We start from the raw sequence: 14,014 nt of genomic DNA on the forward strand, positions 1-14,014 counted from the left end.
CATCGCGCGCGCAGAAAGTGTCTACGACCAATGCGTGTTGGCCTTACTCCCCTGGCTTGCAGATGCAGAGCTTTGTTGCAAACTGTTCTTATTGGCAGCGGATGTTACTGGGGTTGACGCTGTAAACATGTGACAAATGGTTTCGCTCGGTCCGGACTGCTGGCGCATAAACCCTCGCGGAACACGCGATTCCCTACTCAGTAAGTCCTGGACGGCACCCATGCGAAAATTTCCGGTTGTTCCCCACTCTCACAACCATGCATTCCCTTCGCCTGCTCTGCCGTACTGCGGCTTTCCAACTGACTTTGTGCCTGGCCGCCTTGGCGCTATTGCTTTTCAGCGGATTGGCTCCTGTCCACGCGGCGCCGCCCTTGGTCTACAGCAAGGACGGCGTGAGCTTCGAGCACCCCGTGGGTTGGAAAGTGACCGAAGACGTGGTCGCTCAGGACGAAACCCGGATGCGCAGTATCGATCTGGAGGGGCCGAACGAGGCGGTTGTGACCTTGATGTTCAGCCCGTTTTTTTCGGGCCAGGACATTGAGAAGTTTGCAGCCGCAGCTGCGCGCAACCGCGCGGATACCGCCCGGGCCAACACTGCGCAGCAGGCCCGCATGGGCCCGGTGACGGCCACTCCCATTACCCGCCAGGTGGCGGGCAAAGAGAACAAAGGGGTTTCGCAGCGCTTTGTAGTCAGCATGCTGGGCCAGAACCTGCCGCATGAAGCGCGCTTCTTCAAGGCCGCTCTGGATGGAACCACTGCAATCCTCATGACTCAGGTGGCAGATGAAGATGCCAAGGCGGCCGAGCCAGGTTTTGCCATGGCGCTGAGCACCCTGCGTTACCAGGCGGGCAAGCGCTGAAGCAACCTGCGCGCAATACACGCGTACCCCATCATGCTGATGGGGCAACCTGTTTTTCGCTGCCAGGCCTCGGGGTGGAGGCGTTTTGATGCACGGACTCAAAGGCCTGGTGTGTGCTCAAGAACACCCGCCCCTGCAAGCTTTGGCCCAAAGCTGTTTTCTGCAGGCGATCCAGCACAGGACCTTTGACTTCCGAGAGCAATAGTGCAATGCCGCGCCGCGCGAGGCTGCTCTCCAGGTCAGTCAGCACCCCCAGCGCAGTGGCGTCGATCTGATTGATGGCCGAGCACACCAGCAGCACGTAGCGGGCGCGGGGCTGGGCGGCGACCAGGCTCTCTATGGTGTCCTGCAGAATCTCCGAGTTCGCAAAGTACAGGCTTTCATCCACGCGCACCGCAATCAGGTCAGGCTCGGTCGCCACAGCGTGGCGCGCGATGTTGCGGAAATGTTCGGTGCCGGGCACACGCCCTACCACCGCGATGTGCGGGTGGCTGCTGCGCCAGACCAGCGTGCCCAGCGACAGGCCCACCCCCAGCAGGATGCCCACTTCCACACCCCAGACCATCACACCGCCTGCAGTGGCCAGCAGTGACCAGGCATCGGCCTTGTCATAGCGCCACGCTTCGCGCAGGGTCTGAACATCGATCAGCGACACCACCGCCACGATGATGGTGGCAGCCAGCACTGCATGGGGCAGGTAGTAGAACAGGCCAGTGAACGCCGCAATGACAACCGCCATGAGCATGGCAGACACCACGCCCGCCAGGGGGGTGTTGGCCCCGGCCGAGAAGTTGACCACCGAGCGCGCAAAACCGCCGGTGACGGGGAAACCACCCGACAAGGCGCTGGCCACGTTGGCGGCGCCCAGGCCCAGCAGCTCGCGATTGGGCTGTATGCGCTGCTGGCGCTTGAGCGCCAGCGATTGCGCTACCGACACACTTTCAACAAACCCAACCAGGGAGATGAGCAGCGCAGGCAGCCACAGCTGGCCAATGGCCGACGCTGCAACGGGAGGGAAGGCCAGCATGGGCAACCCCTGCGGCACCGCACCCACAATGCTGACGCCAGCGGATTCGTCCCAGCGCAGCACCGCCACCAGCGCCGTGGTGACCAGCACTGCCAGCATGGGGGCAAGCTTGGAAGCAAGTTCTGCCAACTTGGCATCTACCCCCGCACGCACCATCCAAGGTGCAAGGAACTTGCGCGCCAGCAGCAAAAACAACACGCTCCCGGCGCCAACGCCTAAAGTCACGCCGTTGGTTTGAGGCACCGCATGCGCCAGCTGCAGCACCGTGTCCAGCACGTTGCCGCCCCCTGCTTTCACGCCCATCAGGTGCTTGAGCTGGCCCACCGCAATCAGGATGGCCGAGCCCGAGATAAAACCGCTGATGACCGGATGGCTGAGAAAGTGAGCGAGAAACCCCAATCTCAGCAGGCCAAACAGCAGCAACATGCCCCCCGACAAAAGGGACAGAAGCATGGCCAGTCCCACATACTGCGCAGAACCCGCTGCTGCCAACGGCTGCAACGCGCTGGCCGTCATGAGCGAGGCGACCGCCACGGGCCCCACCGCCAGCGTCATGCTCGATCCCAACAGCGCATAAGCCACGATGGGCAGGATGCTGGCGTACAGGCCAACTTCAGGGGGTAGCCCCGCCAACAGCGCGTAGGCCAGGCTCTGCGGAATGAGCATCACCGTGACGATGACACCCGCCACCAGGTCCCCCGAGAGCCAGGACCGCTGGTAGTTGCGCATCCAGCTGGGCATGAATTGCATGCAATGGCCTTTAGTTTTCTCTCGTTTTTCTGAGGTGCAGAGGCTCTCAGCCCAATTGCTGGGCTAGGCCAAACAGCTGGGCAGACCGTGCACCCGATCGGCAAAAGGCCAGCATGGGACGTGGGGCCGCAGCCAGCACGTTGTGCAGGGCCTGCACCTGCTCGGGGGTGATCGCACCGCTCACCACCGGCAGATACACATAGTGCAAACCGGCGGCGCGGGCGGCCTCCTCCAGCGCCTGGCTGGTGGGCTGGGCGTCTCCGCCCTCCCCGTCTGGCCGGTTGTTGATGAGCGTCTTGAACCCCTGGGCAGACACCCAGGCGAAGTCTTCAGCCTGCAACTGGGGTGACACCGCAAAGTCGGGTGTCAAGGCAATGATCTGCATGCCCATGTCAAAGTGCTCCTGCTTGCTGTTTGGGAGTGCGCCGCACGCGGCCTTCGGCCATTTCAAACAGCCACATGCCCGCCAGCATGGCCAGCACAAACACAATGGCCTTGGGCTGCCCGGCCCCGGCCGACACAATGGCCGGACCAGGGCAGAAGCCCGCCAAGCCCCAGCCAGCACCAAACACCAGGCTGCCGACCACCAGGCGGCGATCAATGTCGCGGGACGTGGGAAGGTGCATGGCGCCCCCCAGAAAGCTGGTCGTGCGCTTCTTGGCAAAGGCAAACGCGAACAGGCCAACGGCAATCGCACCACCCATAACAAAAGCCAGCGAAGGGTCCCACAGCCCTGCCAGGTCCAGAAAGCCCAGCACCTTGCCGGGGTCGGTCATGCCCGACACGATGAGACCCAGGCCAAACACCAGGCCCACCACAAATTCAGAAATTCGGCTTTTCACCAAGGTTTTTTTCATGTCCATGCTCCGTAGGTTTTGTGGCATCAGCCCAGCACATGCCGGACAAGAAACACGGTGACGAAGCCCGCGCCCATGAAGGCCAGAGTGGCAACGAGCGAACGGGGCGACAGGCGCGAGAGCCCACACACGCCGTGGCCGCTGGTACAGCCCGATCCATAGCGTGTGCCCAGGCCCACGAGCAGGCCGGCGGCGACCACTGCGCCCCAACCGGCGTCAATGCGCGGCGCCGCTGCACCGGCAAACAGCCAATACACGCCAGGGGCCACCAACATGCCCAGCACAAAGGCCAGGCGCCAGCCTGTATCCCCTGCCCGGGGCCGTAACAAGCCGCCCACGATGCCGCTGATGCCCAGAATGCGGCCATTGAGCAGCACAAACAGCGCCGACGCCAAGCCCAGCAGAGCACCACCGGCCAAGGCGCCCCAGGGTGTGAAATGGGTCCAGTCGATCAGCATTTCTGATCCTCCTTGGCGGTGCCTTGTGCAGGCCCGCAAAACTGTTCAAACAACACATTCATCACCGCCAGCGCCTGCGGGCTGGCGATCTGGTAGTAAATGTTCTTGCCTTCGCGGCGGGTGTTCACCAGGCCTTCCTCGCGCAGCACCCCCAGCTGTTGGGACAAGGTGGGCTGGGAGATGCCAACCAGCTCCTCCAGCTCGCCCACTCTCTTTTCGCCCTGGCTGAGCTGGCACAGCAGCAGCAGCCGGTCGGGGTTGGAGAGCACCTTCATGAGGCGGCAGGCGCTGTCGGCCGAGCGGCGCAAGGTTTCCAGTTCGATGGGTATTTCGGTGAGCATGGGCGTGCGCTCCTTTTCAATTTCGTTATCGATATTCTATTGACTAACAATCTATTAGTCAATAAACTATCTTCATCGAAATTAAAAACTGAGGAAAGAAGCGATGAAACCCCAGATACAGGCCTTCTTTGACGACGCCACCTGGACGGTGAGCTATGTCGTCTATGACCAGCCCGGCGGCCATTGCGCCCTGGTGGATTCGGTGTTGGACTACGACCCCAAGTCCGGCCGCACCCGCACGCATTCCGCCGAACGCCTCATCGAGTTCGTACAGACCCACGGCCTGACGGTGGAATGGATCCTGGAGACCCATGCGCATGCCGATCACCTGTCGGCCGCACACTACCTGCGCAACAAGCTGGGAGGACGCATCGCCATTGGCGCCGCCATCACCCAGGTGCAGGATGTGTTCAAGGCCGTGTTCCACCTGGAGCCCGAGTTCCGCCCGGATGGCCGCCAGTTCGATCACCTGCTGCACGACAACGAGGTGTTTCGCATCGGCCAGCTGGAGGCCAAGGCGCTTGCCGTGCCCGGCCACACCCCTGCCTGCATGGCTTACCAGGTGGGCGATGCAGTGTTTGTGGGCGACACCCTGTTCATGCCCGATGTGGGCACGGCACGCTGTGACTTCCCTGGGGGCGACGCGCACCACCTTTACCAGTCGGTGCGCAAACTGCTGAGCTTGCCGCCCGAGACGCGGCTCTTCATGTGCCACGACTACCCGCCTGCCGGTCGCGCCACCGCCTGGCAGACCACCGTGGCCGACCAGCGCGCCCACAACATCCACGTGCACGATGGCGTGAGCGAAGACGCCTTTGTCGCCTTGCGCACCCGGCGCGATGCCACGCTGGAGATGCCCACGCTGATCCTGCCCTCAGTGCAGGTCAATATCCGCGCCGGTGCCATGCCTCCAGCCGAAGACAACGGCGTGGCCTATCTCAAGATTCCGGTCAACGCGCTGTGACCCAACCCATGTCCCGAAACCACCACGCACCAAAGGAAGCACCATGAACACCAACGTTGGAACCCTCGATCGTGTGCTGCGCGTCGCCGCAGGCCTTGTCCTGATTGCCCTTGCAGCCACCGGCATTGTCGGATGGTGGGGCTGGCTGGGCGCTGTGCCCCTGGCCACCGGCCTGTTCCGTTTTTGCCCCGCCTACACCCTGCTGGGCATCAACACCTGCCCCATGAAGAAGTAAGCCAACCCCACGCGCGGCACAGCCGCAGGCAAGCACCCAAAGCACCACAAGGAACAAGGAATGAGCACTTTTGACCACGCTGGCCTGATCCAGGGCATCAACGAAAGCCTGGCCACCTTCCGCAAGGCCCAGCCCGATACCATGCGGGGCTTCGCACAGCTGGCGCAGGCCTCCATGGCCGAAGGTGCGCTGAGCAGCAAACACAAAGAATTGATTGCCCTGGCCATCGGCGTCACCCAGCGCTGCTCGGGCTGCATTGGTTTTCATGTCAAGGCACTGCAAAAACTGGGCACCACCCGCACCGAGCTGGAGGAAATGCTGGCCGTGTGTGTCTACATGGGCGGAGGCCCGGCGCTGATGTACACCGCAGAAGCATTGACGGCCTGGGACACCCTGGCGGCGGGCAACGCCTGATCCCTTGCCAGCGAGGGGGCTGCGCCCTCGCCTTCTCTGACAGTGGAAGACGCACCGCCCGCAACCAGTGGGCAAATAAATCTGGCACAACACAGCGTCTTCCAGTACCGTGCAGCCACAGGCTCATGGCCGGTCTTTGCGCAGGCCAACCCCGCGCCACGGCGTAGTACGTGTGCGACACACCGCCCACACCGAAACAGCGACCGGCTGTTATAAATCGGTTTACATTTTGTGCGTCTATCCATGAGACTGTTGCAAAAAAAGGGGGGATCGCCATGCATGCAGGTCTTTTGAAGACACGCCGGGGTGTTGTCAGGCTCATGGGCATTGTCTTTGGCGCAATGGCGCTGTTTGGCACTGCTGCGCAGGCCCTGGACAAAGCCACCGGTCCGGTGGTGCTGACCATCGAAGGCGCCATCACCCACACCAACCAGGGCCAGCAGGCGCAGTTCGACATGAAGATGCTGGAGAAGCTGCCCCAGCACAGCTTCTCTACCCAGACCCCCTGGTACCCCAACGCCGTCACCTTCACCGGCCCCTTGTTGCGCGACGTGCTCACCGCTGTGGGGGCCAAGGGCACAAAGATCACGGCCGTGGCCCTGAACGACTACAAGACCGAGATTCCACTTGAAGACGCCACCCGCCACGACGTGATCGTGGCCCGGCTCATGAACAACCGGCCCATGCCCGTGCGTGAAAAAGGCCCGCTGTTCATCGTCTACCCCTTCGACACCAAGGCCGAGCTGCGCAGCGAGCTGTACTACAACCGTGCGGCCTGGCAGCTCAACGCCTTGCGCATCAGGTAGCCTGCAGCCCGGCCAGGCCCCGCACACCCCACGCATGCTGCGCAGCAAACACATCCTGCGGCTCATCATTGCAGGCCTGGTGCTGGCCTATGTGGCCATTGCGGCCGTGCAGTACCACCAGTACCGCAGCGTCGAAGCCGTCATGCGGCGTGGCGATGTAAATGCGCTGTGGTCCTTTCTGCAGCTCAATGTCGAATACGAAAAGTTCGACCACGCGCTGCACCAGTTCGAACTGGACCCGAAAAGCATTTCCATGGAACGGCTGGAGCTGCGCTACGACCTGTTCCTGAGCCGCTTCAGCGCGCTGGAGAGCGGCACCGCTCGCACGCTGATGCAGGAAGAGCCTATCTACGGCCAGGCCCTGGCCGCCTTGCAGAAGTTTGTGGCGGCGGGCGACAGCCACTTTGGCGCCAGTGTGGACCCAGCCTCCAGCCAGCAACAGATGCGGCTGTTGCGCGCCGAACTGGGCACCCTGCGCGACACCGTCCAGGAACTGTCGCTGAACGCCTCGCGGGTATCGGCCCTGCTGGGCGACTCGCGCAATGCCGAAGTCAAGCGCCAGACCCTGCTGACCACCGGCCTCACGGCCTTCCAGGCAGTACTCACCTTCCTGCTGGCCTTTGCCATGGCGCGCCAATTCCTCAAGCGCGAAAAGGCCAAGTCCCTGGCCATGGCGGCGCAGGCCGAGCTGGTGGAGGCCCTGAAGCGCAACGAAGAGGCGCTGGAGGCCCGCGTGGCCCAGCGCACGGCCGAGTTGCAGAAGCTCAATGTGGCGCTGCGCGAGCATGAGGAAGAGCTGGAAATCGCCCGGGCCAAGGCCGAGGACGCCTCGCAGATGAAGTCGGACTTCCTGGCCAACATGAGCCACGAGATCCGCACGCCCATGAACGCCGTGATCGGCATGAGCCACCTGGCGCTGGGCACCGACCTCTCGCCCCGCCAGCGCGACTATGTGGAAAAGATCCAGCGCTCGGGCCAGCACCTGCTGGGCCTGATCAATGACATCCTCGATTTCAGCAAGATCGAGGCAGGCAAGCTCGAAGTGGAGGTGGTGGACTTCGAACTGCGCGGCGTGCTCGACAACGTGGCCAACCTGATCAGCAGCAAGTCGGCCAGCAAGGGCCTGGAGCTGCTGTTCGACGTAGACCCGGCCCTGCCCGACAACCTGCGCGGCGACCCCCTGCGCCTGGGGCAGATCCTTGTCAACTACGCCAACAACGCTGTCAAGTTCACCGACGCGGGCGAGATCATCGTGCGGGTCAGCGAAGCCTCGCGCGACGCCGAAGGCATCCTCATGCGGTTTGAGGTGCAGGACACCGGCATCGGCCTCACCGAAGAACAGCAGTCGCGCCTGTTCCGCTCGTTCGAGCAGGCCGACACCTCCACCACGCGCAAATACGGCGGCACCGGCCTGGGCCTGGCCATCTCCAAAAAGCTTGCAGACCTGATGGGCGGTGAGGTGGGCGTGCAAAGCGCACCGGGCCAGGGCAGCACCTTCTGGTTCACGGCCCGGCTGGGCCTGGGCACGGCCCCGCAGCGCCCGCTGTTGCCCGAGCCCGACCTGCGCGGGCGGCATGTGCTGGTGGTGGACGACAGCGAACAGGCGCGGCAGATTCTGGGCGGGTTGCTGGGCAGCATGAGTTTTGCCGTCACCACGGCCAGTTCAGGCGAAGAGGCCGTGGCCAAGGCAAGCGCCGCCGATGCAGCCGGGCACCCCTGCGAAATTGCTTTTCTGGACTGGAAAATGCCCGGCATGGACGGCTTTGCCACCCACCGCGCGCTGGCGCTGCTGCCCCACCCGCCCCATTCGGTCATCGTCACCGCCGCTGGCCGCGACGATGTGCAGAAAGAGCTGGAAAACGCGGGCATTGGGCTCATGCTGACCAAGCCCGTCAGCCCCTCGCAGCTGTTTGACACCGCCATCCGCGCCCTGGGCGGCCATTCCCTGTCGGCCGAGGCCCGCCGGGTCCATGGCCCGCGCAGCGCCCCCAACCTGGCCACCATCCAGGGGGCCCGGGTGCTGCTGGTGGACGACAACGACCTGAACCAGCAGGTGGGCGCCGAACTGCTTGCTGGCGCCGGGCTGGTCGTGGACGTGGCCGACAACGGCCAGATCGCGCTCGACATGCTGGCGCGTGCGCCCTACGACATCGTGCTCATGGACATGCAGATGCCGGTGATGGACGGGCTCACCGCCACGCGCCAGCTGCGCCAGAACCCCGCCTGGGCCCAACTGCCGGTGCTGGCCATGACCGCCAACGCCATGAGCCGCGACCGGGACCTGTGCCTTGCTGCTGGCATGAACGGCCACCTGGCCAAGCCCATCGACCCCGACGAGCTGTTTGCCAGCCTGCTGCAATGGATTGCGCCACGTGCTCCAGCATCTGCCCCCCCTGGTGAGACAGCACTATCAGCCGCACAGCCTCCTGAAGTCGCTGATGCCCATGACCCATTGCGCCGCATCGAGGGCCTGGACATGGCCGCCGGCCTGCGCCGCGTGCTCGACAAACGCCCGGCCTACGAAAGCCTGCTGCGCAAGTTTGTGGTCGGCCAGGCGGGCGCCGTGCAGGCCACGCGCGCCGCAATGGCGGCCGGGCAGCACGACGAGGCGCTGCGCGCCATGCACACCCTCAAGGGCACGGCGGGCACCATTGGCGCAGCCCCGCTGGCCAAACTGGCCGCAGCCGTGGAAGAAGCCATTGGCCAGAAAGCGCCAGCGACGACCATCGACACATTGCTGAACCCCGTGGACGCTGCCTGCCAGGCTTTGGTGGCCGCGCTGCGCGCCGCCCTGCCCCCCGAAGACGAAGCTGGTGCGGCCTCGGCCGCTGGTGTGCCCCAGGCGCCCATCGATGCCGCCGCCGCGCAGCAGTTGCTGGCCCAGCTCGATGCCCTGCTGGTAGACGACGACTCTGACGCCATCGAACTGTTCAAAGAATCCACGCCCGCCCTGAAGGCACTGCTGGGCCCGGCCTATGCCGGGGTGAAGCGGGCGCTTGACGGCTACGACTTTGTGGAAGCGCTGGCCGCACTGCGCGCCACCCGCATCCACGGCAACCACAACAAGGAGGACCCGGTTCATGAATAGCCCGATAGAGCTGAGCGGCAAATGCACGGTGCTGGTGGTGGATGACACCCCCGACATCCTCTCGCTGATGAGCGACCTGCTGCGCACGGATTACAAGGTCAAGCTGGCGCCCAGCGGTGAACGCGCGCTGCAGATCGTGGCAGGCGAGAGCAAGCCCGACCTGATCCTGCTCGACATCATGATGCCGGACATGGACGGCTACGAGGTGCTGCGCCGCCTGCAATTCAACCCCGATACCGAAGACATCCCGGTGATCTTCCTCACCGCCATGAGCGCAGCCGAAGACGAAAGCATCGGCCTTGAGCTGGGAGCGGTGGACTACATCACCAAGCCCGTCAATCCCGCCATCGTGATGGCCCGGGTGCGCAACCATCTGCAGCTCAAACGCGCCCGCGACTTTCTGGCCCGCCACAACCATGTGCTTGAAGAAGAAGTGGCCAGCCGCACCCGGGCCCTGGCCGAGCTGCAAGACGCCACCATCCGTGCCATGGCCTCGCTGGCCGAAACGCGCGACAACGAAACCGGCAACCACATCCGGCGCACTCAGCACTACGTGGAAGCGTTGGCCCGCCACCTGCAAAACCACCCGCGCTTCAAGGAAGAGCTGACCGACACCAACATCGAGACGATCTTCAAGTCCGCCCCGTTGCACGACATCGGAAAGGTGGGCATTCCGGACCGCATCCTGCTCAAGCCAGGCAAGCTCACGCCCGAAGAGTTCGAGATCATGAAGACCCACACCACGCTGGGCCGCGAAGCCATCGTGGCCGCCGAGAGCGACACCACGCAGGACAACCCCTTCTTCCGCTATGCCATGGAGATCACCTACAGCCACCAGGAAAAATGGGATGGCTCGGGCTACCCTGAAGGCCTGATGGACAACAACATTCCGCTGTCGGCACGCCTTATGGCCGTGGCCGATGTGTACGACGCGCTGATCTCCGAGCGCGTGTACAAGGCAGCTTTCTCCCATGAGAAGGCGGTAGAAATCATCCGCGACGGCAGGGGTAGCCATTTCGACCCCGACATGGTGGACGCTTTCCTCGTGTTGTCTGAAGAGTTTCGCCGCATTGCCCAGCGTTTTGCCGATGGCGAACCGGCCATGCTTGCGCAGATCGACCGCCTGGCCGCCAACGTACCTGCCGAGCGCATCGAACTCTGAGCAAACCCCAAAACGCACCCATGCAGGCCTCACAAACCACCGTCTTGCTGGCTGAAAGCGCCGGTGCCATGCGCCAGGCCCTGGCCAGCCAGCTCGAAGCAGCCGGTTTCGCCCGCGTGTTGCAGGCCAAGGATGGCCAGCGCGCACTGCAGATCCTGCGCTCCGAGCCCGTACAGGTGGTGCTGGCCGATATTGACATGCCGGTGCACAACGGCCTGGAGGTGCTCGAAGCCATGCGAGCCGAGCCACGCCTGGCCAGCCTGCCCTTTCTGCTCATGTCCGGCAGGATGGACCGCGCATCGGCCGCCAAGGCCATCCAGCTGGGCATTGACGATCTGCTGATCAAGCCCTTCACCACCCGCCGGTTGCTGGAGCGCATGCAGCGCGTGCTCACGCGCGGGGCCACCGCACTTGCCGCCGAGGCCGCCCCGGACGGCGACGGCAGCGCCGAGCGCGCCACCCTGCTGGTGGTGGACGACACGCCCGACAACCTGCAGCTTATGGCGGGCCTGTTCCGCGACCGCTTCAAGGTCAAGGTGGCGCAAAGTGGCGAGAAGGCGCTCAGCATCTGCCAGTCCGACGCGCCGCCCGATGTCATCCTGCTCGACGTGATGATGCCCGGCATGGACGGGTTTGAGGTGGCGCGCCGCCTGCGCGAGCACCACACCTCCGAGTACACGCCCATCATCTTCGTGACCGCCATCACCGATGAGATGGCCCGCCACAAGGGCCTAAGCCTGGGTGCCATCGACTACGTGTTCAAGCCCATCGACCCCGAACTGCTCAAGCTGCGCGTGGGCAACCTCATGGTCTATGTGGAGCACCGCAAGCAGCTGCAGAAGGACTTCGACCTGCTGCGCGAAAACGCCCAGCTGCGCACCGAAGTGCAGCGCCTGCGCGGCGATCTGCTGCGCCTGCAGGTGCCAGCGGGCGCATAACAGCGCCGCGCGCACAGCCGCCCTCCTCCACTACTCACCGATGGCGCCCGAAAGCGCCATCCCGATGCGGTGCGCCGTGCTTCAGGCGTGGTGGTGGGCCTGCTCTGCCTCGCTCGTGGTCGTGCGGTGGCCGTTCAGCCCCAGCTTGGCCAGCAGCTGCACGTCGGCATCCACATCGGGGTTGCCGGTCACCAGCAGCTTGTCGCCGTAGAAGATCGAATTGGCCCCGGCCATGAAGCACAGCGCCTGCACTGCCTCGCCCATTTGCTGGCGCCCGGCCGACAGGCGCACGCGCGCCTTGGGCATGGTGATGCGGGCCACGGCAATCACGCGCACAAAGTCGAACGGGTCGATGGGGTCGCTGTCGGCCAGCGGCGTGCCGGGCACGCGCACCAAGCTGTTGATGGGCACGGACTCGGGGTACGGCTGCAGGTTGGCCAGTTGCGCAATCAGGCCAGCGCGGTGGACGGGCGCCTCGCCCATGCCCACAATGCCGCCGCAGCACACGCTGATGCCCGCACTGCGCACGTTTTGCAGCGTGTCCAGCCGGTCCTGGTAGGCGCGGGTGCTCACCACATCGGTGTAGTACTCCGGGGCCGTGTCCAGGTTGTGGTTGTAGTAATCCAGGCCCGCGTCCTTCAGCGCCTGCGCCTGGTGCGATTCGAGCATGCCCAGCGTGGCGCAGGTCTGCAGGCCCAGGCCCTTCACGGCGCCGATCAGGGCGCTGACTTTCTCAATATCGCGGTCCTTGGGGGCGCGCCAGGCGGCGCCCATGCAAAAGCGGGTGGCGCCCGCATCCTTGGCGGCCTGGGCGGCACGCACCACGTCATCCACTTCCATCAGCTTTTCTGCCTTCACGCCCGTGTCGAACTCTGCCGCCTGTGGGCAATAGCCGCAGTTTTCGGGGCAGCCGCCGGTCTTGACCGACAGCAGTGTGGCCAGCTCGATGTCGCCCACAGGCCAGTGCTGGCGGTGCACGGTTTGCGCCTCAAACAGCAGGTCCATCAAGGGCTTGTCGAGCAGCGTCTGGATCGCTTCGACCGACCAGGGGCCTTGGGCCACGGGGGCTGGGGTGCGGCGGTGCAACTGAACCGGTTGCACGGAGGAAGGTGTGGGCTGCACGGTGGAGGCAGCGGTAGGAGCCAGGGTGGCGGACATCGGGTGGGTTCCTTCAATCTAGGCGTTGGCCCTGCGGCGGCGGGTTGCCAGCGATAGGCCAGGGGTTGCTTACTCGGTCATCGTTCCTTCGGCGCGCACCACCCGGTTCATGGGATTGGGGCTGTATGCGCAGCGGCTGGGACGGATTCTGGAGGAGAAAACGGCACAAACGCGCACTGCAGGGTCACAAAAAGTGCCAACAAAAAGACGCGTGCAACAGCGGGTAATTGCAATGTTTTTTGAGCGCAGAAGCCAACGTTTTGCGGCCATTTGCAAGCCGTTGTACAGGGGCGCAAAACCGGCCCGCCCCCGGCAGCGGCAACATGGGTCTATCTGCAGCCATCTGCCTTGCAACAGCCGCCGCGCCCGCTGGAAGATGAGCGACGATGAAGCAGGCTTGGGCCCCGTTGGCAGCCCGCGTCCCGGCAAAACCTCAGCGCAGCGCCGCAATCACGTCTGCAGGTGCCTGCACCAGCTCGATCAACACCCCTTCGCCCGCAATCGGAAACTCGTCGTTGCTTTTGGGGTGCAAAAAGGTGATGTCGTACCCCGCCGCGCCCTTGCGGATGCCACCGGGCGCAAAACGCACGCCTTTTGCTGTCAACCACTCCACCGCCTTGGGCAGGTCGTCGATCCACAGGCCGATGTGGTTGAGCGGCGTGGTGTGCACGGCCGGCTTTTTGTCGATGTCCAGCGGCTGCATGATGTCCACCTCGACCTTGAACGCGCCCTGGCCCATGGCCAGGATGTCTTCATCGACGTTCTCGCGCTCACTCTGGAAGGTGCCGGTCTGCGTGAGGCCCAGCATGTCCACCCACAGGGTCTTCATGCGCTGCTTGTCGGTGCCACCAATGGCGACCTGCTGGATGCCCAGGACCTTGAACGGGCGTTGGGGATGGGTCATGATTACTCCTAATTTAATAGCTATCAGCGCTTACTGGATGCGCGGAGAAGGC

15 protein-coding genes are annotated in these 14,014 nt (G+C 64.1%); 8 read left to right on the forward strand and 7 right to left on the reverse strand.

Translation table 11 applies throughout. The features are described 5' to 3' along the window. Positions 1-257: 257 nt before the first annotated feature. On the forward strand, positions 258-860 hold the full coding sequence (locus tag ACYZGB_RS03740; protein ID WP_462386855.1) for a hypothetical protein: 603 nt from the start codon (positions 258-260) through the stop codon (positions 858-860). A gap of 31 nt (positions 861-891) precedes the next feature. Here the strand turns inward: ACYZGB_RS03740 and ACYZGB_RS03745 are convergent, their stop codons facing one another. From ACYZGB_RS03745 to ACYZGB_RS03765, 5 genes are read right to left on the reverse strand one after another with little or no spacing between them, the layout of a single operon-like run. Then, positions 892-2,637, reverse strand: a complete 1,746-nt coding sequence (locus tag ACYZGB_RS03745) for a SulP family inorganic anion transporter (RefSeq protein WP_462386856.1) — start codon at positions 2,635-2,637, stop codon at positions 892-894. A 46-nt stretch (positions 2,638-2,683) separates the two neighbouring features. Then, the gene (locus ACYZGB_RS03750; protein WP_462386857.1) at positions 2,684-3,028 is read right to left on the reverse strand and encodes a protein tyrosine phosphatase family protein; all 345 of its coding nucleotides are present in this window, start codon (positions 3,026-3,028) and stop codon (positions 2,684-2,686) included. Position 3,029: 1 nt separating this feature from the next. After that, entirely contained in the window at positions 3,030-3,494 is a 465-nt protein-coding gene (locus tag ACYZGB_RS03755; protein ID WP_462386858.1) for a DUF6691 family protein, read from the reverse strand. 26 nt (positions 3,495-3,520) lie between these two features. Further along, the gene (locus ACYZGB_RS03760) at positions 3,521-3,952 is read right to left on the reverse strand and encodes a YeeE/YedE family protein (protein WP_462386859.1); all 432 of its coding nucleotides are present in this window, start codon (positions 3,950-3,952) and stop codon (positions 3,521-3,523) included. After that, positions 3,946-4,293 carry an ArsR/SmtB family transcription factor gene (locus ACYZGB_RS03765; RefSeq protein ID WP_462386860.1) on the reverse strand — a complete coding sequence of 116 codons (348 nt, stop codon included), beginning with the start codon at positions 4,291-4,293 and terminating at the stop codon, positions 3,946-3,948. Before ACYZGB_RS03765 ends, ACYZGB_RS03760 begins: the two co-directional genes overlap by 7 nt. A gap of 103 nt (positions 4,294-4,396) precedes the next feature. Here ACYZGB_RS03765 and ACYZGB_RS03770 point away from each other — a divergent pair, with 103 nt between their 5' ends. From ACYZGB_RS03770 to ACYZGB_RS03800, 7 genes are all read left to right on the forward strand, one after another. Further along, positions 4,397-5,257, forward strand: coding sequence for an MBL fold metallo-hydrolase (locus ACYZGB_RS03770; protein WP_462386861.1), 861 nt, complete (start codon positions 4,397-4,399; stop codon positions 5,255-5,257). Positions 5,258-5,300: 43 nt separating this feature from the next. Beyond that, positions 5,301-5,492 (forward strand): YgaP family membrane protein, encoded by a 192-nt coding sequence (locus tag ACYZGB_RS03775; RefSeq protein ID WP_462386862.1) that lies wholly within the window; start codon positions 5,301-5,303, stop codon positions 5,490-5,492. Positions 5,493-5,552: 60 nt separating this feature from the next. After that, a complete protein-coding gene (locus ACYZGB_RS03780) occupies positions 5,553-5,906 on the forward strand; it encodes a carboxymuconolactone decarboxylase family protein (protein WP_462386863.1) in 354 nt (117 codons plus the stop codon). Positions 5,907-6,226: 320 nt separating this feature from the next. Then, positions 6,227-6,712, forward strand: coding sequence for a putative pterin-binding protein (locus ACYZGB_RS03785; protein WP_462386864.1), 486 nt, complete (start codon positions 6,227-6,229; stop codon positions 6,710-6,712). A gap of 34 nt (positions 6,713-6,746) precedes the next feature. Continuing rightward, complete coding sequence (locus ACYZGB_RS03790; protein ID WP_462386865.1) at positions 6,747-9,800, forward strand: response regulator; 3,054 nt, start codon at positions 6,747-6,749, stop codon at positions 9,798-9,800. Then, a complete protein-coding gene (locus ACYZGB_RS03795) occupies positions 9,793-10,962 on the forward strand; it encodes a response regulator (protein WP_462386866.1) in 1,170 nt (389 codons plus the stop codon). Before ACYZGB_RS03790 ends, ACYZGB_RS03795 begins: the two co-directional genes overlap by 8 nt. A gap of 20 nt (positions 10,963-10,982) precedes the next feature. Further along, positions 10,983-11,900: a response regulator gene (locus ACYZGB_RS03800; protein ID WP_462386867.1), complete on the forward strand. Its 918-nt coding sequence runs from the start codon at positions 10,983-10,985 to the stop codon at positions 11,898-11,900. An 81-nt stretch (positions 11,901-11,981) separates the two neighbouring features. Here the strand turns inward: ACYZGB_RS03800 and bioB are convergent, their stop codons facing one another. Further along, entirely contained in the window at positions 11,982-13,058 is a 1,077-nt protein-coding gene (gene bioB, locus ACYZGB_RS03805; RefSeq protein WP_462386868.1) for a biotin synthase BioB, read from the reverse strand. A gap of 433 nt (positions 13,059-13,491) precedes the next feature. After that, complete coding sequence (locus ACYZGB_RS03810; RefSeq protein ID WP_462386869.1) at positions 13,492-13,962, reverse strand: VOC family protein; 471 nt, start codon at positions 13,960-13,962, stop codon at positions 13,492-13,494. Positions 13,963-14,014: the final 52 nt, after the last annotated feature.

The organism is Acidovorax sp. Q11, assembly GCF_054950075.1.